This window comes from Pseudosulfitobacter koreensis, assembly GCF_024733015.1.
Lineage (GTDB): Bacteria > Pseudomonadota > Alphaproteobacteria > Rhodobacterales > Rhodobacteraceae > Pseudosulfitobacter > Pseudosulfitobacter koreensis.
This window is the reverse complement of the sequence record NZ_JANKJG010000001.1, coordinates 418,062-444,491: the sequence shown is the minus strand read 5'-3', so window position 1 is coordinate 444,491 and position 26,430 is coordinate 418,062. Positions and strand designations below refer to the sequence as shown.

General features: G+C 64.1%; 21 protein-coding genes. 10 read left to right on the top strand and 11 right to left on the bottom strand.

Annotated elements, in window-relative coordinates; translation table 11 throughout:
• Positions 1-4: 4 nt before the first annotated feature.
• Positions 5-811, bottom strand: a complete 807-nt coding sequence (locus NTA49_RS02255; protein WP_258293022.1) for a flagellar motor protein MotB — start codon at positions 809-811, stop codon at positions 5-7.
• A 159-nt stretch (positions 812-970) separates the two neighbouring features.
• Between NTA49_RS02255 and NTA49_RS02250 the strand changes: the two genes are divergently transcribed.
• Entirely contained in the window at positions 971-2,191 is a 1,221-nt protein-coding gene (locus NTA49_RS02250) for an MFS transporter (protein WP_258293021.1), read from the top strand.
• On the opposite strand, the gene trhO is transcribed toward NTA49_RS02250, so the two are convergent.
• Positions 2,188-3,117 (bottom strand): oxygen-dependent tRNA uridine(34) hydroxylase TrhO, encoded by a 930-nt coding sequence (trhO, locus tag NTA49_RS02245; protein ID WP_258293020.1) that lies wholly within the window; start codon positions 3,115-3,117, stop codon positions 2,188-2,190. The two genes, NTA49_RS02250 and trhO, sit on opposite strands and share 4 nt — an antisense overlap.
• Positions 3,118-3,226: 109 nt before the next feature.
• On the opposite strand from trhO, the gene NTA49_RS02240 reads away from it, so the two are divergent.
• Complete coding sequence (locus tag NTA49_RS02240) at positions 3,227-4,102, top strand: alpha/beta hydrolase (RefSeq protein ID WP_258293019.1); 876 nt, start codon at positions 3,227-3,229, stop codon at positions 4,100-4,102.
• Positions 4,099-4,695, top strand: coding sequence for a bifunctional nicotinamidase/pyrazinamidase (gene pncA / locus NTA49_RS02235; RefSeq protein WP_258293018.1), 597 nt, complete (start codon positions 4,099-4,101; stop codon positions 4,693-4,695). The genes NTA49_RS02240 and pncA overlap by 4 nt, the downstream gene beginning before the upstream one ends.
• On the opposite strand, the gene NTA49_RS02230 is transcribed toward pncA, so the two are convergent.
• Positions 4,682-4,930 carry a hypothetical protein gene (locus tag NTA49_RS02230; RefSeq protein WP_258293017.1) on the bottom strand — a complete coding sequence of 83 codons (249 nt, stop codon included), beginning with the start codon at positions 4,928-4,930 and terminating at the stop codon, positions 4,682-4,684. The genes pncA and NTA49_RS02230 overlap by 14 nt on opposite strands.
• Before the next feature lie 307 nt (positions 4,931-5,237).
• Here NTA49_RS02230 and pncB point away from each other — a divergent pair, with 307 nt between their 5' ends.
• A complete protein-coding gene (gene pncB, locus NTA49_RS02225; RefSeq protein ID WP_258293016.1) occupies positions 5,238-6,530 on the top strand; it encodes a nicotinate phosphoribosyltransferase in 1,293 nt (430 codons plus the stop codon).
• On the opposite strand, the gene NTA49_RS02220 is transcribed toward pncB, so the two are convergent.
• Entirely contained in the window at positions 6,527-7,414 is an 888-nt protein-coding gene (locus tag NTA49_RS02220) for a DMT family transporter (protein ID WP_258293015.1), read from the bottom strand. The genes pncB and NTA49_RS02220 overlap by 4 nt on opposite strands.
• 92 nt (positions 7,415-7,506) lie before the next feature.
• Complete coding sequence (arfB, locus tag NTA49_RS02215) at positions 7,507-7,926, bottom strand: alternative ribosome rescue aminoacyl-tRNA hydrolase ArfB (RefSeq protein WP_258293014.1); 420 nt, start codon at positions 7,924-7,926, stop codon at positions 7,507-7,509.
• Positions 7,927-8,002: 76 nt separating this feature from the next.
• Between arfB and NTA49_RS02210 the strand changes: the two genes are divergently transcribed.
• On the top strand, positions 8,003-8,401 hold the full coding sequence (locus tag NTA49_RS02210) for a SpoIIAA family protein (RefSeq protein WP_258293013.1): 399 nt from the start codon (positions 8,003-8,005) through the stop codon (positions 8,399-8,401).
• 250 nt (positions 8,402-8,651) lie between these two features.
• Here NTA49_RS02210 and NTA49_RS02205 read toward each other — a convergent pair whose 3' ends face one another.
• From NTA49_RS02205 to NTA49_RS02185, 5 genes are all read right to left on the bottom strand, one after another.
• Entirely contained in the window at positions 8,652-9,263 is a 612-nt protein-coding gene (locus NTA49_RS02205; protein ID WP_258293012.1) for a queuosine precursor transporter, read from the bottom strand.
• 90 nt (positions 9,264-9,353) lie between these two features.
• Positions 9,354-10,190, bottom strand: coding sequence for an esterase-like activity of phytase family protein (locus tag NTA49_RS02200; protein ID WP_258293011.1), 837 nt, complete (start codon positions 10,188-10,190; stop codon positions 9,354-9,356).
• On the bottom strand, positions 10,163-11,086 hold the full coding sequence (gene mepA / locus NTA49_RS02195; RefSeq protein ID WP_258293010.1) for a penicillin-insensitive murein endopeptidase: 924 nt from the start codon (positions 11,084-11,086) through the stop codon (positions 10,163-10,165). The genes NTA49_RS02200 and mepA overlap by 28 nt, the downstream gene beginning before the upstream one ends.
• Positions 11,086-12,456: an MFS transporter gene (locus NTA49_RS02190; RefSeq protein ID WP_258293009.1), complete on the bottom strand. Its 1,371-nt coding sequence runs from the start codon at positions 12,454-12,456 to the stop codon at positions 11,086-11,088. The genes mepA and NTA49_RS02190 overlap by 1 nt, the downstream gene beginning before the upstream one ends.
• A 68-nt stretch (positions 12,457-12,524) precedes the next feature.
• Positions 12,525-13,082, bottom strand: a complete 558-nt coding sequence (locus tag NTA49_RS02185; protein WP_258293008.1) for an acyl-CoA thioesterase — start codon at positions 13,080-13,082, stop codon at positions 12,525-12,527.
• A 124-nt stretch (positions 13,083-13,206) separates the two neighbouring features.
• Here NTA49_RS02185 and NTA49_RS02180 point away from each other — a divergent pair, with 124 nt between their 5' ends.
• The 3 genes from NTA49_RS02180 to yaaA all read left to right on the top strand — a co-directional run bounded on the left by NTA49_RS02180 (position 13,207) and on the right by yaaA (position 16,646).
• Positions 13,207-13,494 carry a YggT family protein gene (locus tag NTA49_RS02180; protein ID WP_258293007.1) on the top strand — a complete coding sequence of 96 codons (288 nt, stop codon included), beginning with the start codon at positions 13,207-13,209 and terminating at the stop codon, positions 13,492-13,494.
• A gap of 137 nt (positions 13,495-13,631) precedes the next feature.
• Entirely contained in the window at positions 13,632-15,674 is a 2,043-nt protein-coding gene (recQ, locus tag NTA49_RS02175) for a DNA helicase RecQ (RefSeq protein WP_258293006.1), read from the top strand.
• A gap of 198 nt (positions 15,675-15,872) precedes the next feature.
• Entirely contained in the window at positions 15,873-16,646 is a 774-nt protein-coding gene (gene yaaA / locus NTA49_RS02170; RefSeq protein ID WP_258293005.1) for a peroxide stress protein YaaA, read from the top strand.
• On the opposite strand, the gene NTA49_RS02165 is transcribed toward yaaA, so the two are convergent.
• Positions 16,631-18,832, bottom strand: coding sequence for a response regulator (locus NTA49_RS02165; protein WP_258293004.1), 2,202 nt, complete (start codon positions 18,830-18,832; stop codon positions 16,631-16,633). The genes yaaA and NTA49_RS02165 overlap by 16 nt on opposite strands.
• A gap of 180 nt (positions 18,833-19,012) precedes the next feature.
• Here NTA49_RS02165 and NTA49_RS02160 point away from each other — a divergent pair, with 180 nt between their 5' ends.
• Positions 19,013-24,424, top strand: coding sequence for an alpha-2-macroglobulin family protein (locus tag NTA49_RS02160; protein ID WP_258293003.1), 5,412 nt, complete (start codon positions 19,013-19,015; stop codon positions 24,422-24,424).
• Positions 24,421-26,430: a penicillin-binding protein 1C gene (gene pbpC / locus NTA49_RS02155; RefSeq protein WP_258293002.1), complete on the top strand. Its 2,010-nt coding sequence runs from the start codon at positions 24,421-24,423 to the stop codon at positions 26,428-26,430. Before NTA49_RS02160 ends, pbpC begins: the two co-directional genes overlap by 4 nt.

The following is a 26,430-nucleotide window of genomic DNA, read 5'->3' as shown; positions in this document are numbered from 1 at the left end:
GAGGTCACCGCAGAAAGATCACCTTGATCCGATTGTTGCGTATGTCCATCGGGTCCAGCGTTGCGGGGTCGCGGTCGGCGTGGCCGGTCACCCGTTGCACACGCCCTTCGGCCAGCCCGGCATCATGCAGCAACTGGCGCATCACCGTCGCCTGCCGGGTCGAGCGATCCCAGACCTGGTTATCGGCGGCCACGATGGGCTGTGACGGCACATGTGCGCTTACGGCCATCTCGTTCTTGACCGACCGCCCGGTCTGCACCAGCAACGCGGCCAACCTGCGCAGCAATTGCGTCGGTTGACCGGTCTGCGGATCGAAAAGCGGTGCGTTTTCCAGTGCGAACAGCTCCACCACCAGCCCCTCGTCGGTCAGCTTGGTAATCACATGCTCAAGCTCGTTTTCCATGACCGAGGATTCACCGCCAAAGCCCAGCAATTCGGATTGAAGCATCTTCAACTCCTCCGTGTCGGCTTCCTCGGACCCTTTATGCCCGGTCGCCTTCGTTGCAATTGCGACCGGACGCACACCGCTGAACGGCAACTCCTGTTCGGAAAAGGTGCTGTCACCGCTGAACGATCCGTTGCCGCCGCCCGACGTGCGGTTGATCGCAATCGTCGGCGTGAAGTAATCCGCGATCCCCTTGCGTTGCTTTTCCGTCGTCGCGTTCAACAACCACATCAGCATGAAAAAGGCCATCATCGCGGTCACGAAGTCCGCATACGCAACTTTCCAGGCACCGCCATGGTGCCCGCCGCCGCTGATAACCTTTTTACGTTTGATGATGATTGGCGCCGCATTGCCTTGCGCAGCCATGTCACTCAACCCATTTAGTTCACCCAAGATCAGACCTAGCAGCGATGTCTTTCCAGTAACTTAACAATCGCAATTGTCGATAATACCTAAGCGCCGACAGCAGTTGCACCGGGCCGCGCGATCTGCGCTGATGCGCCGATAACAAAGGGGACGCGGCGCATGGCTGAACTTACAGTGCTGGACAGCAAATATTCCTGGACGCGGCTCTTGATCACGCTGGGGGTGGCGATGGTGGCCAACGTCGGCATGTGGGCGGTGATCGTGATCATGCCAGCGGTCGAGACCGAATTTGCCCTGACGCGCGCCCAGGCCTCGATGCCCTACACGATGACGATGGTCGGCTTTGCGCTGGGCAATTTCGTCATCGGCCGCGCGGTGGACCGGTTCGGCGTGACGGGTTCGCTGATCGCGGCGGCAGTCGGCATCGCGGCGGGCTATGGCGTTGCGATGTATGCCACTTCGATCTTCATGCTCAGCCTTGCGCAACTGTTGATTGGGCTGGCATCGGCGGTGGGCTTTGGGCCCTTGATCGCGGACATTTCGCACTGGTTCATGCGCCGCCGCGGCATCGCGGTGGCGATTGTCGCCAGCGGCAACTACCTGTCCGGGGCGATCTGGCCGATGGTTCTGGCGGGGCTGCTCGCCGACAGCGGCTGGCGCAGCGTCTATGCCTTTCTCGCCGTGGTCACGCTGGCAACGGTAATCCCGCTGGCCCTGCTGCTGCGCCGCCGTCTGCCGGAAGAGGCGCAAAACGCCGCGCAGGCTGCATCGGACAGCAATGCCAAATCGGTCGGGCTGCCGCCGCGCAAGCTTGCACTGCTGCTTGGCCTTGCGGGCATCGGCTGCTGTATCGCGATGTCGATGCCGCAAGTGCATATCGTCAGCTATTGTGTCGATCTGGGCTATGGTCCCGTCGCAGGGGCGGAAATGCTGTCGCTGATGCTGCTCGGCGGGGTCGCGTCGCGCCTGGTGTCGGGGCTGATCGCCGACCGGTTGGGCGGCGTGCGCACCCTGCTGATCGGTTCGGCGCTGCAATGTCTGGCGCTGTTCTTCTACCTGCCGTCCGACGGTCTGGTCTCGCTTTATGTGGTGTCGTTGATATTCGGCCTGTCGCAGGGCGGGATCGTGCCCAGCTATGCGCTGATCGTGCGGGAATACATGCCTGCACGCGCCGCCGGATCATGGGTCGGCTTCGTTCTGATGGCGACGATTGCGGGCATGGCCATCGGCGGCTGGATGTCGGGGTGGATCTACGACGTGACCGGCAGCTACCAGATGGCGTTCTGGAACGGCATCGTCTTCAATATGCTGAACGTCGGCATCATGCTGTGGCTGCTGTCGCGTTCACGCCCGCGCAAGGCGGGACTGGTCGCGGCCTAAAGCTCGGATTTGCCCGACACCATCGGCGCCGACAGGTGGTCTTCTCCGCGCGCGCGGGCCAGTTCGATCTGGCGCTGACGCTCCCGAAACCGCGCCTTGTCCGCATCTGATGTCTCGTCGATGCACAGATGGCAGCTGACTCCGGCCTCGTACTCCGGGCGCGCCTGATCGGCAGGCAGCACCGGACGGCGACAGGCGTGGCACAGCATATGCGGCCCGACGCGCAGCCCGTGTCCGACGCTGACCCGTCCGTCGAAGACAAAGCAGTTTCCGTTCCAAGTGCTGTCCTGCTCGGGCACCTCTTCCAGATACTTCAGGATGCCACCCTTGAGGTGGAACACATCCTCAATTCCCTGACCCAGCAGAAAGTTTGTCGATTTCTCGCAGCGGATGCCGCCGGTGCAGAACATCGCGATCTTCTTGTTGTGGAAACGGTCCTTGTTTGCCTCCCACCATGCGGGAAACTCGCCAAAGCAGGTGGTCTGCGGATCGACTGCCCCCTTAAAGGTGCCGATGGCCACTTCGTAATCGTTGCGCGTGTCGATCACCGCCACATCATCGCGCGTGATCAGCGCATTCCAGTCGGCGGGGTCCACATAGTGCCCGGTCCGCGCCGCGGGATCGACGTCCGGCTGGCCCATCGTCACGATCTCGCGTTTCAGCCGCACCTTCATCTTGCCGAAAGGCGGCGTGGCGGATGCGCTCTCCTTCCACTCCAGCCCCTCGCAACCGGGCAGGGCGCGAATATGCGCCAGCACCGCGTCGATGCCCGCGCGGGAACCCGCGATGGTGCCGTTGATCCCTTCGCCCGCCAGCAAGAGCGTGCCCTTGACCCCTTGGGCCACGCACAAGTCCAGCAGCGCGGGCTTGATCGCGGCGGGCGCGGCGAAGCGGGTGAAATGATAAAGTGCAGCGATAATATACATGCCTCGCCAGATACGCCTGACGCAGCGACCAGACAAGAGGCACGGATGCCGCAGAGGCGGACGCCACGGCAATATTGACGCCCCGCGCAGTTCGCCTGACCGTGACGGGATGGAAGAGGTCACCGATTACACCGGCAAGGGGCGGCTGCTGCGCGTCAGCGGCGGGCGCGGCGCGCCGGTCCTGATCTCTCACGGGACGTTTTCCACTGCCGAAACGTGCCTGCCGCTTGCCCAGCAGATCGGCGCGGGGCGACCCACCTACATCATCGAATGGCGGGGCCGCGACATCGGGCCTGGGCGGGTGCAGGCCTTCGACTACACGGCGCTTGGTGACGGCGAGATGGCACAGGCAATCGCATATGTGTCGCAGCGGCACGGCCCTGTGCATCTCGTGGCCCACTCGGGCGGTGGGCTCGCGATGGCACTGGCGCTCGCGCGGCACGACCTGCGCGCGCAGGTCCGCAGTCTTTGCGTGATGGGCGCTCAGGCCACGCGGTTTTACGACGCGCCCTGGCGGTTTCGCATGACCATGCTGGCGGTGGCGCTTGTCGGGCGCAGGCGCGGATATTGGCCGGTGCGGCTGATCAACATCGGCCCCTGCAACGAGGCCTCGGGCATCATGGACGAATGGCTGCGCTGGAACCGTGTGCGCGTGATCGCGGATGATACCGGCCCGCTGGCACCGCGTCTGGCCGCGCTGCACCTACCGACGCTGGTGCTGGCGGGCGGCGGCGACCGGCTGATCGCACCCGTCGAAGGCTGCCGTGATTTTGCGCAGATGTTCGGACCGCGCGCCCAACTGGAACTCTGCGGCACGGCCACCGGTTATTCCGAAAATTTCAACCACGCCCGGATGATCCGGTCCCGCGCGGCGGCGACCGGGCTTTGGCCACGTATCGCCGACTGGCTGGCCGACCATGACGCGGGCGTTGACCAACGTCCGCCATCGGCCTACGCCATAAGAGAAGCAGGAGGCACCGCATGACCCAGGCCCTGATCGTGATCGACGTCCAGAATGACTTTTGCCCCGGCGGTGCGCTGGCGGTGACCGAGGGCGACAAGATCGTGCCGGGCATCAACGCGCTAATGAAACAGGCGGATGCCGTCGTGTTGACCCAGGATTGGCACCCGGCGGGGCATTCGTCCTTTGCCTCCGCCCACAAGGACCACGACCCCTACGCCGTGATCCAGATGCCTTATGGCCCGCAGGTGCTCTGGCCCGACCACTGCATTCAGGGCAGCAAGGGAGGCGGGTTCCACGCGGACCTGAACACCGACCGCGCCGACATGGTGATCCGCAAGGGCTACAACTCTGCCATCGACAGCTATTCCGCTTTCTTCGAGAACGACCACCAGACCCCGACGGGGCTGGAGGGCTACCTGCGCACGCGCGGCATTCAAAAGCTGGTAATGGTCGGTCTCGCCACCGATTTCTGCGTGAATTTCTCGGCGGTGGACGCGGCCAAGCTGGGCTTTGACGTGACGGTCAAGATGGACCTGTGCCGCGCTATTGACCTGGACGGCTCGCTGGTTGCGGCGGTGGACGGCATGAAGGCGGCAGGGGTCACGCTGGAATAAATCCGGCCAATGCCCGCGTCGCCACCATGATCGCACAGCGGTGGATGCCCTGAATGTTCAACTCTTCCGCTTCCATGATATGCCCGTAGGACACCAGAAATTCACTGATCATCGCAGGATCGCCAAGCCGGAATGGGATCGGATTGGCCAGGTAGGTCTCGACATTGCCGACCGACCTTCCCTCGTCGTCGAACGAATAGTCCTGCCGCCTCAGCTGCGCGAACATCTCGATCATGCGCTCTTTGTAAGCGTCGCTGGTCGGGTCCAGCTTTTGAAACGGCGCGGCGATCTGGTCACGCAGGCGTTGTGAGATCGAATGCGCCCGCCACGCGCGCCGCTTTGTCGGTTTTCAGGGCTTCGATCTTTGGCAGCACATCGTGCAGTTCGGTTATGCTGGTGATCTCGGTCATGTGAGGGACCTCGGTCTGATGTCTGCCGCGACGGTCGCAGCAACCTCTGATATTGGCAAGCCTTATGGCGCGCCCTTGCTTCGGACACGCACAGCGGGCAAAACGGGCCGAAGCCTCTGAGGAATAACCAATATGGTCGACATCGCCACCCGCGTCTGGAACCACAAGTGGAAGATCGACCCGATCGTGCGATCCCTGATCGACACGGACTTTTACAAGCTGCTGATGTGCCAGAGCATCTTTCGCAACAAGCCTGACACCCAGGTCACCTTTTCGCTGATCAACCGCACCAGATCGGTGCCGCTGGCCGATCTGATCGACGAGGGCGAACTGCGTGAACAGCTCGACCACGTGCGGTCGCTGTCACTGTCGCGCGGCGAAAGCACCTGGCTGCGTGGCAACACCTTCTACGGCAAGCGCCAGATGTTCCGCCCGGATTTCATGGAATGGTTCGAGGGTCTGCGCCTGCCGCCCTATCAGCTCGAGCGCAAGGGCGACCAATACGAGCTGACCTTCGAAGGCAAATGGCACGAGGTCATGCTTTGGGAAATCCCCGCGCTTGCCATCCTTATGGAATTGCGCGGACGCGCGGTGCTGGACGATATGGGTCGTTTCGAACTGCAGATCCTCTACGCGCGCGGCATGACCCGCCTGTGGGAAAAGATCGAAGCCCTGCGCACGGTCGAAGGCGTCAGCATCGCCGATTTCGGCACCCGCCGCCGCCATTCGTTTCTCTGGCAGGACTGGTGCGTTCAGGCCATGCAGGAGGGCATGGGTAGCAAGTTCATCGGCACCTCGAACTGCAAGATCGCGATGCACCGCGAACTGGAGGCGATCGGCACCAACGCCCATGAACTGCCGATGGTCTATGCGGCCCTCGCCGACAGCGACGCGGAACTGTTCCGCGCGCCCTACGACGTGCTGTCCGACTGGCACGACGAGCACGAAGGCAACCTTCGGATCATCCTGCCCGACACCTACGGCACCAAGGGTTTTCTGGACAATGCCCCCGACTGGCTGGCCGGTTGGACCGGCATCCGCATCGACAGCGGCGATCCGGCAGCGGCGGCGGAAACCGCCATCAACTGGTGGAAAAGCCGCGGCGAGGATCCCAGGCAAAAGCGGGTGATCTTCTCGGACGGGCTGGACGTGAACAAGATCATCGCGCTGCAACAGCAGTTCCGCGGGCGGGTGCAGTGCTCCTTTGGCTGGGGCACCCTGCTGACCAACGATTTCCGCGGCCTGACCCCCAACGATGCGCTGGCCCCGTTCTCGCTGGTGTGCAAGGCGGTCGCGGCCAACGGTCGCCCCACGGTCAAGCTGTCGGACAATCCCAACAAGGCGATGGGCCCGCAATCCGAGATCGACCGCTACAAGCGGGTGTTTGGCGTGGGTGAGCAGGAGGAGTTCGAGGTGGAAGTTTAAGCCATCTCCCGCCGCTCCCGCCACACGATCAGCAAACCCCCTGCCGCGATCAATATCGCGCCGGGAAACAGCGCGTCCCACGGCGTTTCGCCGAAGAACACCCAGCCCAGCAGGAATGCCAGCGGTATGCCGAAGTAGGAAAACGGGGCCAGGTTCGACTGCTCGGTCATCCGCTGGCTGACAACCAGTATCAGCACCGCCGTGCCGCCGAACGCGCCCATGGCCACCAGCCACGGAATATCTGCCATCGCCACCGGGCTGAACCCGCCAAGGGCCAGCGCCAGCAGGGTGGCCCCGACCACTGCCGCGACATTGGAATAAAAGCTGACAAGCGGGCTCGGCACATCCTCGTCGAACATGCGCGCGGTCACGGCAACCAGCGCGTACATGAACGCTGCACCCAGCGGGAACAGCGCGTCGGTCGAGAATGTATCGCTGCCCGGCTGCATCACCAGGATGACGCCGACGAAGCCGATCATCACGGCGCTCCACCGGACCCAGCCCACGACCTCGCCCAACAGCGGCACCGCAAGGGCGGTTATGAACAGCGCGTTGGCATAGGTGATGGTCGATGCGGTCGCAAACTCCATCCGCCCCAGCGACAGATAAAAGAACAACTGCGCCAGGGTCACGATGGCACCCCGTGCCAGTCCCAGCTTCCACTGGCGGATCTTGATCTTGCGCCCACCTGCACGCCATGCCCGCGACGTGCCCAAGGCAATCACCGCCGGGATCAGGCCGAAGATATTGCGCCACGCGCTCAGTTCGGCGGCGGAATAATCTGCGGACAACAGCTTGATGATCAGCCCCATGCCATCGAACAGGGTCAGGGCAATCAGGCTCAGCACGATGGCAAGGCCGGTTCGGTCGGTGGCTCGGATCACAAGGGGCAAGGTCCTGTCAGGGGCGCAGGATCACCTAATCTTACCTTCGCGCGAATGACCAGCACGCACCCGCCGGTGCGTGAACTGGTGCGTCAGTCGGGATCGACGCGCCCGCGCAGGGCCTTGACCTCGCCGCGCACCTTCTTTTCCTTCAGCCGCCGTTTTTTCGACCCAAGCGTCGGGCGGGTGGCGATGCGGCGTTTGGGTCTGACCAGCGCTGCCTTGATCAGATCGACCAGCCGGTCGCGGGCGATCTCGCGGTTGCGCGCCTGGCTGCGGGTCTCTTCGCACTGGATGATCAGCGCGCCCTCGTTGGTCCAGCGCCGTCCCGCCAGCCGCTTGAGCCGGGTCTTCACCGGATCGGGCAAATTGGGGCTGCGCAACGCCTCGAACCGCAGTTCGACCGCCGAAGACACCTTGTTCACGTTCTGCCCACCGGGTCCGGACGAGCGCACAAAATTCTCGGTCAGTTCCCAGACTTCGATGGAAATGGTGTCGTTGATACGCAGCATGACGGTACTATCGCATCGGAACGATCCGGCGGGAAGGGGCGTTTGGTCAGCAATTCCCCCTCTGATGGAGACCGATATGCTGAAACTGCCCTCCGTGATCCAGATCGCCACCACGCGCGACGATCTATATGTGTTCCGCATCGTCGCCGAGGTGAGTTCCGAGGATATGACCGAACTTGCCACCTATATGAACGATGCATTCGACCGACCGGGAAAGGTCGACATGATGCTGATCTTCGATCCATACGAGGGCGCGGAAACCGGCGCGTCATTCGGCTGGGAAACGCTGAAATCCCGTGTGCGATCACTGTCCAACGTGGGAAAATACGTCGTGGTGGGCGCACCGAAACAAGCCGTCGGCATGATCGAGACGATGGACAAGGTGATCCCCGTGGACGCCGAAACCTTCGACGACGAAGCCAGCGCGTGGCGGTACGTAGGCGCCGAACCTGTGTCTGACGGGAACAGACTTTGAATTGAATCGAACATGAAAAAGGGCCGCATGGCGTTTGCCAGCGGCCCTTCGAAAGTTTCAGGAGGCGGGGTCGGTTAGACCGTATGGTCCACTTGGTGGATCACATCGCCAAGGACTGCCTTACCGGGCGTTCCTCCAAGCTGTTCCGACACCTCTCTCCAATACCTTTCTGGACACTAGAGCACCTCCTTTCAATTGTTTCAGACAGTTGAAAGTTGGCATGCCAGCGCGAGATGTCAAAACACTTTTTTCATGCAATGCGACGGGTAATGGCGCGAAACGGGATAAGTGCCGCCAAAGCAAGCAATAATTTCACCGACCAATCCGCGACCGCCAGTGAAACCCAAAGCGGGACAACCGGCCCGACGCCCAACAACGGCAGCGCTTCGGCCGCCCAGGCAACATCCGTGGCGGGATGGATGAACGCCAGCGATCCGGCAAAGGCGATCGAGAAGAACAGGACCGTGTCAACACTGCTGCCAATCAGCGTCGACGCCAGTGGCGCACGCCACCACGCGCCACTGCGCAGTGCCGAGAATATCGCGACGTCAAGCAACTGGGCTGTCAGGAATGCGATGCCCGATGCCACGGCGATGCGCACAGTGACCAGCGGGCCGAACTCGCCCATGATCTGCGTGCCGATCAGGCTGCAAATGACACCTGCGGCAAAACCGGCCAGCACCACCTTGCGGGCTGCGGGTGCGCCATAGACGCGGTTCATGATGTCGGTGACCAGAAAGGCCAGCGGATAGGTGAATGCTCCCCAGGTCAGCCATTGACCGAACAGGAATTGGACAAGGATATTCGAGGCCACGACGATGGCGGCCATGGCGATGATGCCGGGGATATGCGCGCGTTTCATGATGTGTTCCGTTTTTACAAGGGTGCGGCGACTTGGTCCGCCATCATGACGGACGGGCGGTCCATAGGCCCAAGCGCGCAGCCGTGCAAGCTATTCCGTCAGGGTGAATTCGACGATCTGGTTGCTGAAGAACGTATAAAAGTTGTCGTCGGCGACCAGCGACAGATGCGTGATGCCCAGGTCATCCTGCCAGAGGCTCAGCCCTTCCAGATTACCGTAAGTGCCCGGTTCGGTGACCAAAAGCGTGGTCTCCTCCAAATCGGGCGCGGACAGATCGAACCGGCGGATACGGGTGGCAAACCCACGCAACGACAGGCTGCGCTCAAGCAGATAGAACAGCCCGTCGGGGCCAAAATCGGCGCCCGTGACCAGAAAGATGCCGTCTCGGGGCAGGAATGGCCCCTTGGTCCAGCGCCCGTCCTTCAGCTGATAGATGGGAAAGGGTTCGCTGTTTCTGGCAGAGATTTCCGGGAGAGTGACAAGCGTTCCATCCGGTGCGATGGCCAGGGCCTCAAGCGCCCGGTTCTCGACCAAATCCTTGAAATCGGGATGCCCCGGCTGTCGGACAAGCCTGCCATCGGGCTGTTCTGCCGCGATGCCTGCCTGCCCCTCCATCGACACGTACAAGGTGCCGTCCGCATCCAGCGCCAACCCTTCGGTGTCGCCCAGATGCACGGCCCGGTCGTCGCGCACCGCATTGATCACCCGAACCGCATCGCCCGAGCGGTCCAACGTCAGATGATACAGACCACCCCGGTCCGACAGCACCAGAGCTTCGGCACCGCCATCGGACATTTCGATTGCAGACAGCCCGCCAAACCCTTCCGACAGACGCGGCAGCGTGATCACGCCATCCAATGTCAGTGTCGGTTCGGCCTGAACGCAGGCTGCCGTGCAAACTACTGCGAGCGCAGAACGCCAGAACATTGCTGAGGCAGATCGGCGACAATCAGTTCGCGTTTGGGTTTCGGTGTCGTCTTGCGTGCGTTTGGGTCCGGCGCTGGCGGGTTCAGGATGTTGTTCACCCACTGCTGCGCGTCGTCACAGCCATCGCCGGGGGGCGGGGCCGCTTGATCGACACAGCCGCGCGCACCCTTGGGGCAGGCCAGCCGCACGTGGAAATGATAGTGGTGACCGTACCATGGGCGCACCTTTCGCAGCCAAGCGCGGTCGCCTTTTTCATCCTTGCACATCTGCACCTTGGCCCCCGGAAAGACAAAGATCCGCGCGGTGCGGTCGTCTTGTGCTGCGGCCTTGATGATCTCGTGATGCGCGCGCGTCCACGATCCGTTGGTGAACGCACCGCTGGCGCGCCGGGTCGAGATCGACGAGATGTTTTCGCGCTCGGTCACACTCAGGTTCAGGTTGGTCGCGGGCAGCATCCAGATGTCGGCATCCAGCCCGATCTGGTGGCTTGCATGCCCGGTCAGCATCGGCCCGCCGCGCGGCTGGCTCAGGTCACCGACATAAAGCCCGTTCCAACCCGGTTGCCGGGCCGCCTGTCGGCTGAGCTTTTCGATGAAATCGACCAGTTCGGGGTGGCCCCAGTTCCGGTTGCGCGACAGGCGCATCGCTTGCCATGTGGGTCCGGTCTCAGCCAGTTGCGCAGCTCCGGCGGCGCAGCCCTTGGAATAGCTGCCGAAGGGCGCAGGGGCCTGTTGCGATCCAACCCGCTCGGCCCCGAATGCGGCCTTGGCCAGCCCCTGCAGGGTGGCGGGGTCGATGTCGGGCAACGGCGTGCCGTCGATGTTGGTGTCGGACTGGCCACTGCAGGCAGCGGTCACGACCATCAACGCGGCGAAACACAAACGGCGTAAAATCATTACTCAGGCTCTCCATCGGGTTTCACCCAGACTAGCATGATCAGACCGATTGCAAAGAGCACGATCAACGGCGACACCCCGACGCGCTGGCTTCCGCTGATTTGCGAGGCAATTGCGATCAGCGCCGGGGCCAGGAACGTCGTCGCCTTGCCCGACAGCGCATAAAGCCCGAAGGCTTCGGTCATCCGCTCGGTGTTGCCCTGCCGTGTCAGCATGTTGCGGCTGGCGCTTTGCAGAACGCCGCCCGCCGCACCGATCAGCATGCCCGCGACATAGAACATGATATCGGGCAGGCTTGACCCCTCCGCCAGCGCGATCCCGAAGATCGAGGTGGGCGAAAGGGAAACTATCAGGATCGCGGTGCCCATCAGGATCAGACAACACATGATGATCAGCGGCTTTGGCCCCAGCGCCCGGTCGGCAAATCCGCCCAGCCAGCAAAACAGCGCCCCGCTGGCGGCTGCGATGATGCCGAAGATACCCACTTCGGTGATGCTCCAGTTCAGCACGCCCAACGCATAAATGCCGCCGAACGTATACATCCCGTTCAGCGCGTCTCGGTAGAACATCGACGAGCCCAGATAGGCCAACAGGCTGGGATTGCCCGGCAGGTTTATCAGCGTCTGCTTTAACTCGCGCATGCCGTTGCCGAATTTATACTTCAGGCGCGGCGCGTCGGCGGGCGTCTCTTTGACCCACAAAAAGAACGGGATCATGAAGACCGCGAACCAGATCGCGGTGAACGGCCCGACGACGCGGGTGTCGGCCTTGGTGGCAGGGTCCAGTCCGAACAACGGCTCCAGCCCCGCCATCGTGCGCCCACTGTCGCCCGCCTGAAACAGCGCCAGCATCAGCAGCAGCGCCAGCACGCCGCCCGCATAGCCAAAGCCCCAGCCCGACCCGGAAATCTTGCCCAACTCGTCTCGAGGGCCCAGCGATGGCAGGTAGCTGTTGGTAAAGATCGTGGCGAATTCCATCCCGACCAGACCGATGCCAAAGAAGAACAGCGCCCAGAGCACCGAAAAATCCTGCGGCGCTGTCCACCACAGCGCATAGGAGCCGATGAAATACAGGGCCGAAAACAGCCATATCCACGGCATCCGGCGTCCCGAACTGTCGGCAATCCCGCCTAGGATCGGGGCCAGAATGGCGATGGATATGCCCGCCACGGTCAGCCCGTAGCCCCAAAGCGCCTGCGCCTGCGCCCTGGCCGCACCTTCGGCCATGCCGTCCGCAACCAGATGCGCGGTGGCTGTCTGGGCAAAATAGGGGCCGAAGATGAACGTCAGCATCAGCGTGTTGTACGGCTGGCTGGCCCAGTCAAAGAAATACCAGCCCCAGATGCGTTTCCTCAGTGATACGTCCGCCATGCCAGTCCCCGCCCCATATTGTTGGCGCGATTAGAAGCACGGGGCCGCGATCATAGGCAAGTGAAGGTTTATGACGCAGGTGCGATCTTGTCCTGCATCGGTGGCCACGGACGCGTGGCTTCGGCCTCGATCCAGGCGGCAATCCAGTCGGGGACAGGCGGGCTGACCGGGTTCTGACCCAGCGCCTCGGCGGCCCGTGCCGGGTTGATGGCACGTCCATTCTCCAGCAGCGCCGAGCGATAAAGCACGTGGCTGGCGCATTCGCCGTTTTTCTTCCACATCGACTGTTCCAGGTACATGAAGCGGTCATCCCAGCACACCAGACGCGACCGCATCGTGAACCGCTCGAACATGGTAATCCTGCGCCGGTAACGCACCGAAGCCCCTGCCATCGTCAGCGCCCACTTGTTCTTGAACAGCACCGAGACCAGCCCGCCCCGCTGCGCCATCGCCAGACGCCCCAGATCATAGAGCGTCAGCGTGCGGCCATTGTTCAGCTCGCCAAACATGTCGATGTCCCAAGGCCAGCAGATGTGCCGACTGGTGTGAATATCGCCGAAACCTTCCAGAGGCGGCAGACGGCGGGCGATCAGGATGTCTTTGAACAGGCGGACGAAGGGGAACATGGCGCAGGCTCCTTTTGCGCCCTGTTCACGGGCAGCGGGGCGAACTGTCAACCAACAACCTCGCGGCAGGCTTGCCCTTTTGTCAGGGCACGACTAGTTGGAGTGCAACAAAGAGGTGAGTTTGATGCAATCGCTGTTCCAAATCCTGATGCTGCTGCTGAACATTGTCTGGTTTTTTATCATCGCCCACGTGGTGATGAGCTGGCTGATCAACTTCCAGGTGCTCAACCTGCGCCAGCCGCTCGTAGCCCAGATCTGGGATGGGCTGAACCGACTGCTCGAGCCGCTTTACAGCCGTATCCGTCAAGTTCTGCCGCCGATGGGCGGGCTGGATCTGGCGCCGCTGGTGGTCTTGATCGCGGTCGCCGTTCTGCGCATCATCCTGATGAACAACGCCGCCGCGTTCTACTGATCGCTACTCCTGTTACTGGGCCTGCGGCCATAGCCCGCAGCATTTTTTTGGCCCTGTTGGCCAGCAGACCTTGTTCACAGAATCTTAGTGTGTGATTCTGCATCAAAAGAGCAGACAATTCACATCAAGGTTTCCATATGACAGGCGCTGCCACGCTGTTGTCCGATGTTTTCGGCTTTGACGCCTTCCGCCCCGGGCAGGAAGAGATCGTGCATGCCGTGGCGCAGGGCGAAAACGTGCTGGCCATCATGCCCACGGGCGGTGGAAAATCCCTGTGTTTCCAACTGCCTGCGCTGATGCGCGATGGCGTGACAGTGGTGATATCGCCGCTGATAGCCCTGATGCGCGACCAGGTGCGCGCTCTGCAAGAGGCGGGCGTCTCTGCGGGCGCGCTGACCTCCGGCAACACCCCCGAAGAAACCGACGCCGTCTGGGACGCGCTTGAGCGGGGCGAGCTGAAGCTGCTCTATATGGCACCCGAACGTCTGGCCGCAGGCTCTGCCATGGGCATGTTGCGCCGTATCGGCGTGTCGATGATCGCGGTGGACGAGGCGCATTGCGTCAGCCAGTGGGGCCATGATTTCCGCCCCGATTACCTGCGCATCGGCGAATTGCGCCGCACGCTGAACGTGCCGCTGGCCGCCTTCACCGCCACCGCCGACATCGAAACTCAGGCCGAGATCGTGCAGAAACTGTTCGACGGTGAACCCCCCACAGCATTTCTGCGCGGGTTCGATCGGCCCAACATCCACCTGGCCTTTGCGGCCAAGGACGGGCCGCGCGCCCAGATCCTGAACTTTGCCGCCGCGCGCAAGGGGCAGTCGGGCATCGTCTATTGCGGCACCCGCGCCAAGACTGAAACGCTGGCCCAGGCCCTGCGCGAGGGGGGCCACGGTGCGATCCACTATCACGGCGGCATGGACGCCGACGACCGCCGCATCGCCGAGCGTCGCTTTCAGCAGGAAGACGGGTTGATCGTCGTGGCGACCGTTGCCTTTGGCATGGGCATCGACAAGCCCGACATCCGCTGGGTCGCCCACGCTGACCTGCCCAAGAGCATCGAGGCCTATTATCAGGAAATCGGCCGCGCCGGGCGTGACGGGGCCCCCGCTGAAACCCTGACGCTGTTCGGCCCCGACGACATCAAGCTGCGCCGCTCGCAGATCGACGAGGGCCTCGCCCCGCCCGAACGCCGCAGTGCCGATCACGGTCGGCTGAACGCGCTTCTGGGTCTGGCCGAGGCACTGGATTGCCGCCGCAACACGCTGCTGGGCTATTTCGGAGAGACGGAAACGACCTGCGGCAACTGCGATCTGTGCGACAAGCCCGCCGAGGTTTTCGACGGCACCACGGCTGTGCGCAAGGCGCTGTCCGCAATGCTGCGCACCGAAGAATGGTTCGGCGCGGGGCACCTGATCGACATCCTGCTGGGCAACCGCACCGACAAGATCGCGCAACGCGGGCATGACAGCCTGCCGACCTATGGCGTGGGCAAGGAATACGACAAACGCGAATGGCAGGCGGTGTTCCGTCAGATGATGGGCCACGATCTGATCCGCCCCGATCCCGCCCGCCACGGCGCCCTGCGCATGACCGATGCCGCCCTGCCGATCCTGCGTGACGAGGCCACGATCAGCCTGCGCCGCGACAGCATCCGCAGTGCCGGCACCAACCGCCGCCCGGCGGTCAAGGAGATGGTATCCGAAGAAGACGCGCCGCTGCTCAGCGCGCTCAAGGCGCAGCGCCGCGCCCTGGCGGAGGCCGCGCGGGTGCCGGCCTACGTCATCTTTACCGACCGCACATTGATCGAAATGGCGGAAAAGCGCCCCACCAATCTGGATGCGATGGCCGGGATCAGCGGTGTCGGCGCGAAAAAGCTGGAACGCTATGGCGAAACGTTCCTGCAAGTGATCAACGGTGCGGTGAATGATGTGCATCCGACCCGCCGCAAGCTGGCAGGGCGCGCGGCGGGTACGGTCTATGATCAGTTGATGGACGCGCAGGCACAACTGGCACGCGGCGCGGGTGGCACCGACAAACCGCTCAGTTGCTCGGCCTCGCAATTGGCGAAAGTGGCACAGATGCGTTCAGCGGATGCAGGGGCGCTCGAGCGTTTGCTGGGCGAACGCCGCGCCGAAAGATTTGGCGCAGCGTTTCTGGCGGTCTTGTCAGCGGCTTAGGCCGCCTGTTCCATCAATGGCGTGTCATGACCGACACTGCGTATATCGACGCGGCCCAACACCTTACGCTAAGGCTTCACGCCTCTCGGGATAGCCCATGCTGCCGACAGATTTTGGCACTAGCTTTTGTCTTCAACGCGTTCTGGACGTTTCGGCCCCGTCGCACTAGTTCTTGTGCAAATCCCGAAGGAGAAACGAATGCTGGTAGTGATTTCGCCCGCCAAGCGGCTGGACTGGGAGGCGCGCGACCTCGAGATGACCGCGCCCGCAATGCAGGACGACGCGGTGCGGCTGGCCAAGACCGCGCGCAATCTGACGCTGGGCGATCTGAAGTCGTTGATGCACCTGTCGGACGATCTGGCGCGGCTGAACCGCGACCGTTTCCAGACCTTCGCGGCCCAACCCGAACCCGAGGCTGTCCGCCCCGCCGCACTGGCCTTCGCCGGCGACACCTATCAGGGTCTCGACGCGGCGTCGCTGGATGCGGACGAGATGGCCTGGGCGCAGGACCATTTGCGCATTCTGTCGGGGCTTTACGGCCTGCTGCGGCCCGCCGACGCGATCCAGCCCTACCGCCTGGAAATGGGCAGCCGCCTGAAAACGCGGCGCGGAGCGAACCTTTATGACTACTGGGGCGACGAACTGTCCAAGGCGCTGAATGCGCAGGCCAAAGCGACGGGCAGCGACGTACTGGTCAACTGCGCCAGCCAGGAATATTTCGGTGCAGTGGCGCTCAAGTCACTGAAACTGCGTGTGATTACCCCGAAGTTCATGGAGGACAAGGGGCAGGGGCCAAAGATCGTCAGCTTCTTCGCCAAGAAGGCGCGCGGCGCGATGGCGCGCTTTGTGGTGCAGAACCGGGTGACCGATCCTGCCGCACTGACCGACTTTGACAGCGGCGGCTATGCCTATCAGCCTGAATTGTCAGAACCTGATGCGCCGGTGTTCGTAAGACCCTACCCCGAAGCCTGAAGCGCCGCCTCCTGCACGGCAAGGGGCGGCTGCGCACCGGGCGGACAGGCCGCGATGACCTGTCGTTCCAGCGCGTCCTTGCGCAGGGGCTTGGTCAGATAGTGGTTCAGGCCCGCCGCCATGATCGCCGCCTCTTCATCGTCCATCGCATGTGCGGTCAGGGCAACCACCGGCACCGCGACACCGCTGCCCGCTTCCAGCGCGCGAATGGCGCGGGTGGCGTCCTTGCCATCCATCTTGGGCATCGAGATGTCCATAAAGATCAGATCGGGCACAAAGCTCTGGTAGAGTGCGACGGCCTCTTCGCCGTTGTTTGCAAATTGCAGGTCGATGGTCAGATGCGCCAGCATCTTGCGCAGCACAAGCTGGTTGGTCTTGTTGTCCTCGGCGGCCAGTACGCGCATCAGGCGCAACTGCGGCGGCCTGTCCGGCACGGCCACCGCATCGGGTGGGGGCCGCGCAATCGGCCCCAGTGATTCCAGCATGCTGAACAACACGCGGCGCGGCGCCGGTTTCTGCATCAATGCATGCAGATATTTGCGGTCGGGATCGCGGTCGGCATGGCCGGGGTTGGTGCTCAGCAGGATCACCGGCATCTGATGGCCTGCGCCGCGGATTTTCTGTGCCAGTTCCAGCCCGTCCATATCGCGCATGTTATGGTCTGTCAGCACCAGATCGACTGTATCGTCCAGCCGCTGCAGGGCCGCAGCGCCGTCCGGGCAGGATATGACGCTCAGGCCCAGCATCTCCATCTGGCGTTCCAGGATCAGTCGGTCGGCGGCCACATCGTCCACCACCATCACGCGGCCTATGCCCTTGGGGATGGCAGGATGGCGTGGTTCTTCCTGTTCGGCGGTTTCCAGATGCAGCGAAAAGCCAAAGCATGATCCAACCCCTTCCTCGCTGGTCACCCAGATCTTGCCCTTCATCAGCCCCACCAGCCGTTGCGAAATCGCCAGACCCAGGCCGGTGCCGTCGAATTGCCGGTTGCGGTCGTTCTCGACCTGGTTGAACTCGCCAAAGATGTGGTCGATCTTGTCCGCCGGAATGCCGATGCCGGTGTCTTCGATGGCGATGTTGACCTGGCTCTCGCGCCCCTGATCCGCAGGCACGCCGGTCACCCGCACCAGCACGTGCCCTTCCGCCGTGAACTTTACCGCGTTGCCGATCAGGTTGGTCAGAACCTGCCTGATCCGACCGGGATCGCCGACAAACCGTGTGGGCAGGAACAGGTCGTAGTCCAGCAACAGCTTTACGTCCTTTTCGCGCGCGGCGTGTTGCAGCAGCATGATCACCTCGTGAATGCAGCGCTCAAGGTCGAAGGGTTCGGGATGCAGCGCCAGCTTTTCCGCCTCGATCTTGGAATAATCCAGAACGTCGTTGATGATGGTCAGCAGCGCCTCGCCCGAGTTGCGGATGGTGTCCACATATAGACGCTGTTCCTCGTTCAGCCCGGTATCGGTCAGCAGGTCGGCCATGCCCACGACGCCGTTCATCGGGGTTCGGATTTCGTGGCTCATGTTCGCCAGAAATGCCGATTTGGCGCGGCTGGCTGATTCTGCCACGGCGCGGGCCTCTTTCAGACGCTCTTCGTAGACGACGGTGGTGGTGATGTTCAGACCCAGCGACACGATATCGCCACCGGGGCCGCGACGATCGATAAGCTTGATGTACTGGTCATTCCACAGCCGGATCGTCACGGGCTCGGGGTAGGGGGCCAGCCAGCGGTCAGCCATCATGATGCGCCATTCGTCGTGGGGCACGCCTTCGGTGTTCACGATCCCCTCGTCGGTCAGGATTTGCAGGATGGTGATGTAGTTCACGCCAGGACGAACCATCTCCATCCCGTCGAAAATCACCAGATAGGCACGATTCGCGGCCAGCATCCGGTTGGTGTCGTCGAAAAAGGCAAAGCCGTCGGTCACCGTCTCGATGGAATGCCACAGCCGCCGCTCGGCCACCTCGACCTTGTGGTGGGCGACGCTGAGGTCGGATTTCACCCGCAGGTTTTCGTCGCGTACCGTCGCCACTTCGGCCCGCGTTTCGTTGATTTCGGCGCTCAGCGTCTGGGCATGGCGGTCCAGCTTGCGGCGCGCGGCAGCCAGTTCGGACTGCTTGAGTTCAAGCATCCGCTCGGCGGCCAGCCGCCCCCGCCGTTCCTCTGCCAGTTTGTTGGCCAGCGACATGGTGCCCCCGTCAGAATGCCATTTCCCGACAGGTTTCGCGCATCAAGGTAAAGGTGGTCTTAAGTTCCGCAGGAGCGTCTGCGTCGACAGCCCGACACGACCCGAATGCCAGCATGAATCGTTGCCAAGGGGGGCGACGCCGTGGCACCGTTTGCAAAGTTTGGGATGGAGCATTTTATCATGACGCGCATATTTTCGGCACTGGTGTTGGCGACGATGGCCTGGGTTTCGGCGGCCCTTGCACAGGACATCGTGCCCGATCACCGCTATGTCTATTCGCGCGATGTGGACTTTTACGGCGCGGACCTGACGCCGCTTTTTGACACGACCCAATCCGCCTGCACCAATGCCTGCGACGCGAACGGCGCTTGCGTCGCGTTCACCTACAACAGCCGCTCGAACGCCTGTTTCCCCAAATCCGCCGTGACCGACCGCACCCCCTATGCGGGTGCGTTTTCCGCCGAACGGGTCGCGACAGATCCTGCCGTGCTGGCGCAGCAGGCCCAGCGTGTCGAAGACCTGAAGTTCCTCGGACAGAACGATCTGGAGGCCGCGCGCGACCTCGCCGAAGGGTTCCCGATCCGCTTTGCCGTCAATGGCCGCACGGCGGACCAGATGCTGACCGCTTCGGCCGAGGCCTTTGCGCAGAACAACCGCGTGACCGGCATGCGCTGGTTGGGCGCGGCGCTGGCGCTGACCGACCGGGGCGATCTGTGGGAAAACTGGGCCTATCATGCCTTGCGTCTTGGCACGTCCGACCCGTCCGATTTCCGCCGTCAGTCGCGTCTTGAAGCCCTGCCCGCAACCATAAACGCCTACCTGCGCGCGGATGGTGCCGGGGCCAGGGCCGCCGCCCTGCAAGGCATGGCCGAAGCACTGGAAGCGCTGGAGCGTGGCCGCGACATGATCCCTGCGCTGCGGCTGGCCTATGACATCCAGCCGCGCGACGACATCGACGCAGCACTCGAGGATGCCATCGGCAAATACGGGTTCCGCGTGGTCGATCACCGGGTTGACAACGACGCCGCCAGCCCGCGCATCTGCGCCGAATTCTCCGAAGACCTTGCCGCATCCGGGGTCGACTATGAACCCTTCGCGCGCACCGCCGCCGCCGGTGTGGTGGTGCAGGCCGAAGACCGTCAGCTTTGCCTCGACGGCGTCCAGCACGGCGCACGCTACGAGGTGACCTTTCGCAGCGGTCTGCCCGCCGCCAGCGGCGAGACGCTGGCCCGCGATGTCACGCTAAACATTTACGTACGAGATCGGGCCCCTCTTGTACGTTTTCCGGGCCGGTCCTACGTGCTGCCGCGCAGCGCCGATGCCGCCCTGCCTATCGAGACGGTGAACATGCCGCAGGTCGATCTGGCCCTGCGCCGCGTCTCTGACCGCAACCTGCTGCGCGCCATCCAGGAGAGCTATTTCGGCACGCCGATGTCCTACTACGCCGACCGGCAGTTCGCGGACGAGATCGCGCAGGAGGTCTGGACCGGCACCGCCGAGGTGCAGAACGATCTGAACGTGGACACGACCACCCGCCTGCCGCTGGGCGACGCGCTGGCAGGGCAGCCCACCGGCATCTACGTGCTGACCGCGCGCCAGCCTGACGTCGAGGGATACGACGCGGCGACGGCAAGCCAGTGGTTCGTTCTGACCGATCTGGGCCTGTCCACCTGGCAGGGCATCGACGGGTTGACCGTCTCCACCCGGTCGCTGGGCACCGCCGAGGCGCAGCCGGGTGTCACACTCACACTGATCTCGCGCGCCAACGTGGTTCTGGGGCAGGCGACATCGGGCGCGGACGGCTTTGCCAGTTTCGACGCGGGGCTGGTGCGCGGCACCGGCGGCTCCGCCCCTGCGCTGCTGGTGGCGCAGATCGGCGCTGCGGATGATCCCGAAGACATGGCGTTCCTGCCATTGACCGATCCCGCGTTCGACCTGTCTGATCGCGGCGTCGAGGGGCGCCCGCCCGCACCGCCCATCGACACCTTCATGGCGACCGACCGGGGTGCCTACCGCGTGGGTGATGTGATCAACGTGACCGCCCTGACCCGCGACGGCAGGGCCGAGGCGATTGCGGGCCTGCCGCTGACAGCGATCCTGACGCGCCCCGATGGTGTGGAATACAGCCGCACGCTGTCCACCGATCCACGGGCAGGCGGCCACGTGTTCAACCTGCCGCTGGGCATGGACGTGCCGCGCGGCGCGTGGCGGCTGGACCTGAAATCCGATCTCGAGGCCGCTCCGCTGGCGACGCAAACCGTCCTGGTCGAGGATTTCCTGCCCGAACGCATCGACTTTGACCTGTCTTTGCCCGATGCACCTTTGCGTCTGACGGACACGCCGCCTCTGAAGATCGACGCGCGCTATCTGTTCGGCGCAGCGGGTGCCAATCTGGCTGTCGAGGGCGAAGTGCGCCTGCTGCGCCGCGACGGGCTGGACGACTGGCCCGGCTACAGCTTTGGCCGCCATGACACGCAATTCTCGCCGCGCACCCGCTATCTGGACCCCGCGCGCACCGGTGCCGACGGCACCCTAACCCTGCCGCTGGTGCTGCCCGATGTGGACCCGGAAGGGCAACTGTTGGAAGCCCGCGTGACCGTCCGCGTGTCCGAAGGATCGGGCCGCCCGGTGGAACGCGAGGTCACAGCACCCATTGCACCGCAAGGCGCAATGATCGGGATCAACCCGGCGTTTGATGATGTGCTGCCCGAGATGTCCACCGCCCGCTTTGACCTGATCGCGACCGAAGGGACACTGCCGGTGAAATGGACCGTGAACCGCGTCGAGACGCAGTATCAATGGTATCAGCTTTACGGCAACTGGAATTGGGAGCCGACGACCCGCCGCATACGCGTCGCCTCGGGCAGCGCGACGCTGGGGCAGGTGCCTGTCACCGTGGAGGCCGCGACCGAATGGGGCGAATATGAACTGGTCGTCGAAACCTCGGGCGCGCCCTATATCGCGTCGTCCGCGAATTTCTACTCAGGCTGGTATGGTGCCGGTGAAGGCAGCGATGCGCCCGACCGTCTGGAGATGTCGCTGAACGCCGACAGCTTCGCCGTGGGCGATACCGCGCAATTGCGTCTGGTGCCGGGCTATGACGGCACCGCGCTGATCACCGTGGCATCGAACCGTGTGATCGACCGCCGCGTGGTCGCGGTGACGGCAGGCGAAAACATCGTGCCGCTGACAGTCGGCGCAGATTGGGGCACAGGGGCTTATGTCACAGCCTCGGTCATCCGCCCGATGGATGTGCAGGCGGGGCAAAACCCGGCCCGCGCGCTGGGCGTGGCGCATGCCGCCGTGGCCCCCGGCGACAGGCAACTGGCCGTCAGCGTCAGCGCACCCGACGCGGTGGACGGGCAAAAGGGCAGCTTTGACGCAACGGTCAGGGTCGAAGGTGTCGCCGCAGGCGAAACAGCCTTTGTCACGCTGGCCGCCGTCGATGTGGGCATTCTGAACCTTACCGGCTATCAGGCGCCCGATCCGTCCGGTCATTACTTTGGCCAGCGCCGGTTGGGCGTTGAAATGCGCGACGTCTATGGCCGTCTGATCGACGGGATGAACGGCGCTCTGGGTACGGTCAGGTCTGGCGGCGATGCCGCGGGTTTGGAGGGGCTGCAATCGCCGCCGCCGACCGAAGAGCTGATGTCGTGGTTCACCGGGCCGGTTACCTTGGGGGCGGATGGCACCGCCACCGTCAGCATTCCGCGACCTGCCTTCAACGGCACGATTCGCCTGATGGCCGTGGCATGGTCCCCAACCTCTGTCGGGCAGGCGCAGGCCGATGTGCTGGCCCGCGATCCCGTGGTCGTGACTGCGTCGCTGCCGAAGTTCCTTGCCCCCGGCGACAGCAGCCGCCTGCTGCTGGACGTGGTCCATGCAGATGGACCGGGCGGCACCGTGCAACTGGCGCTGGCCTCGGATGGGCTGGAATTGGGCACTGCCCCGGCCTCGTTCGATCTGGCCGAGGGGGCCTCGCAGCGCATCACCGTTCCGTTCAGTGCCGCGCGCGCTGGCGACTATACTGTCACCGTCACGCTGACGACGCCCGCAGGCAAGGAACTGGCAAAGACACTGGCGCTGGGCGTGCGGGTGACCGACCCCGAGGTCGCGACGACACGGCGGTTCAGCCTCGGCGCAGGCGAGGTCTTTACCTTTGACGACAACGTGCTTGCGGGCCTGAAACCGGGCGCGGCCCGGGCGACGTTGGCGGCGGGGCCGTTGGCGCGGTTCGATGTGCCGGGACTTCTGATGCAACTCGACCGCTACCCTTACGGTTGCACCGAGCAGGTCACGTCCGCAGCGCTGCCGCTGCTGTACCTTAGCGACTTCGCGCCCGCAGCCCGGATCACCGACCTGCCGGAGCGTATAGATGGCGCAATTCGCCGCGTCTTAGCGCGCCAGACCAGCAACGGCGCGTTCGGTCTGTGGCGGGCGCAATCGGGTGACTTCTGGCTCGATGTCTACGTCACGGATTTCCTGACACAGGCGCGCGACAAGGGCTTCGCGGTGCCGGACCTGGCTTACGATCTGGCGATGGACAACCTCAAGAACCGGGTGAACTACGCCGCCGACTTTGACGAGGGCGGCGAAGACATCGCCTATGCGCTGCTGGTTCTGGCGCGCAACGGGTCCGCGTCGATGGGCGATCTGCGCTATTATGCCGACACCAAGGGCGATGATTTCGGCACACCACTGGCGACCGCCCAGCTGGGCGCGGCACTGGCGATGTACGGGGATCAACTGCGGGCGGACGGGCTCTTTGCTACCGCCAGCGCGCAGATGGCAAATGATGCGGAAGAACCGACCCGGTTCCGCGCGGACTTCGGCACGCCGCTGCGGGATGCGGCAGGTGTTCTGAAACTTGCGGCGCTGTCGGGCAGCAATGCGATTGACCGCAGCGCCGTGGCGACACGCATCGGCAACACCAGCCGCAGCCTGTCCACCCAAGAGGCCGCACAGGTGCTGATGGCCTCGCAGGCGCTGAGCGCCGATACGGCCAACCCCGGTCTGACCGTGGATGACCAGCCCGCCAGCGGCCCGGTGATTGAGACGATGGAGCCAGGCGGCGAACCGCACAGCATCCGCAATGTGTCGGGCGTGCCCACGGACGTGACGCTGACCACCTACGGCGTACCGGTGGTGGCGTCGGATGCGGGCGGTTACGGCTATGCGATCGAGCGCGCATATTACACGATGAAGGGTGAAGCCGTCGATGGACCCTTCGCCGCCGGCGAGCGGCGTGTGGTCGTGTTGACCATCCAACCCTTCGAGGATGTGGGCGCGCGGCTGATCGTGGACGACGCACTGCCTGCGGGGCTGGAGATCGACAACCCCAACCTGCTGCGCGCAGGGGATATCGGTGCACTGGAATGGTTGCAGGTGCCCGAGACCGAGACCGTACAGTTCCGCGCCGAACGCTTCGTGGCGGCGGTGGATCATCGCGGGGATGAGCCTTTCCAACTGGCCTACGTAGTACGGGCGATTAGTCCGGGCGATTATCACCACCCGGCGGCGCTGGTGCAGGATATGTACCGCCCCGAATACCGCGCGGTGACGGCGACGGGCCGCATGACCGTCACGCCGTGATAGGCGCGCGCAGCCTGATTGCGCTGGCGCTGGCTCTGGGCCTGATCGCGGGGCTGCGCGATGCCTGGGACGACTGGGTTGCGGCAACCGTGCTGCCGCAAGTGCTGGCGGAAACCTCTGTGGAAGTGCGCGCGCGCGACGGCACGCTGTTGCGCGCCTATCCGGTTGAAGATGGGCGTCAGCGGCTGGCGGTTTCGCTGGCGGATGTCGATCCGGTGTTCGTGCGGATGCTGATTGCCTATGAGGACAAACGGTTTACCAAACACAACGGCGTCGATCTGCTGGCGCTGCTGCGCGCGGCGGGGCAGGCGGCGTGGAATGGCGATGTGGTGTCGGGCGGGTCCACGCTGACGATGCAGGTGGCGCGCTTGCTGGAAAATACGGGCACCGGACGCTGGGCGGGCAAGCTGCGCCAGATGCGTGTCGCGTGGGCGCTGGAACGGAGGCTGGACAAGGACGCGATCCTGACGCTCTATCTGCAACACGCGCCCTACGGCGGCGCAGTCGAGGGCATTCAGTCGGGCACCCGCGCGTGGTTTGCCAAGCCGCCGAGGCGGCTGACACCAGCGGAATCGGCGCTGCTGATCGCCTTGCCGCAGTCGCCCGAAAGCCGCCGCCCGGACCGTTTCCCGCAGGCTGCCCAAGCGGCACGCGATCGGGTTCTGGCGCGGTTGGGCCTGCCTGCGACGCACGCCGCCCTGCCCCTGCGCATGGCGCGGATGCCGCGACTGGCGCCGCATGTGGGTGATCATCTGGTCGCCACCAATCCGTTGAACCCGCGCCACGACACCACCCTGGACGCGCGCCTGCAAGCTGCACTCGAGGCACTGGCGACACGGGCGGTGCACGATCAGCCGCGCGGCGTGTCCACCGCGATCCTGGTGGCGGACCACCGCACGGGCGAGGTGCGCGCCTCGGTCGGGTCGGCCGATTACACGGATGGGGACGGGACGCAGGGGTTCGTCGATATGACGCGCGCCCTGCGCTCGCCGGGATCGACGCTGAAGCCGCTGATCTATGCGCTGGCTTTTGACCGGGGGCTGGCGCATCCCGAAACCATCATGCCCGACCGCCCCACGGCCTTTGGCCACTATGCGCCGCAGAACTTCGACGGCATGTTTCGCGGCGACATCACCGCGCGGCGGGCCTTGCAACTGTCGCTGAACATTCCGCCGGTCGCACTGACCGAGGCGCTTGGCCCTGCCCGCCTGATGGCCGCATTGCGCCGCAGCGGCGCGTTACCGGTGGTGCAGGGACAACCCGGCCTCGCGGTGGCGCTGGGCGGTGTCGGGCTGACGCTGAGCGATCTGGTGCAGCTTTACGCGGCTCTGGCCCAGGGCGGTGCAGGGCCACGTCTGCACCTGAACACCATGGCGTCCGATGCGCCGCCTGCGCGGCTGGTCGGGCGCGCGGCGGCTTGGCAGGTGGGCGATATCCTGTCGGATAGTCCGCCGCCAGCAGGCGCGGGTGTGATGGGGTTGGCGTACAAGACCGGCACGTCCTACGGGCACCGCGACGCCTGGGCCGTGGGCTATGACGGGCGGCATGTGATCGGCGTCTGGATGGGACGGCCCGATGGCACGCCGGTGCCCGGTGCCTTTGGCGGTGACCTGGCAGCGCCGGTTCTGTTCGAAGCCTTTGGCCGTTTGAAGTCTGCCCGCGATCCGCTGCCGCCACCGCCGCCCGAGACTCTGATCGTGCCCACGGCGCGCCTGCCGCAACCGTTGCAACGTTTCGACGCGCGCTATGGTGCGGTGCGCTCTGGCGACACGCTGACGGTGGCCTTTCCCCCCAGCGGCGCGGTGCTTGCGGGGGGGAGCGGGCTGACGGTGAAGCTGCGCGGCGGGCAACTGCCGCTGACCGTGTTGCTGAACGGCGCGCCGGTCGCGTCGGGGCTGAGACAGCGCGAGGTGGCGCTGGCGCTGGATGGGGCGGGGTTCAGCCGGATTTCGGTGATCGACGCATCGGGGCAATCGGCGTCGGTCGAGGTCGAAGTGGGACATTAG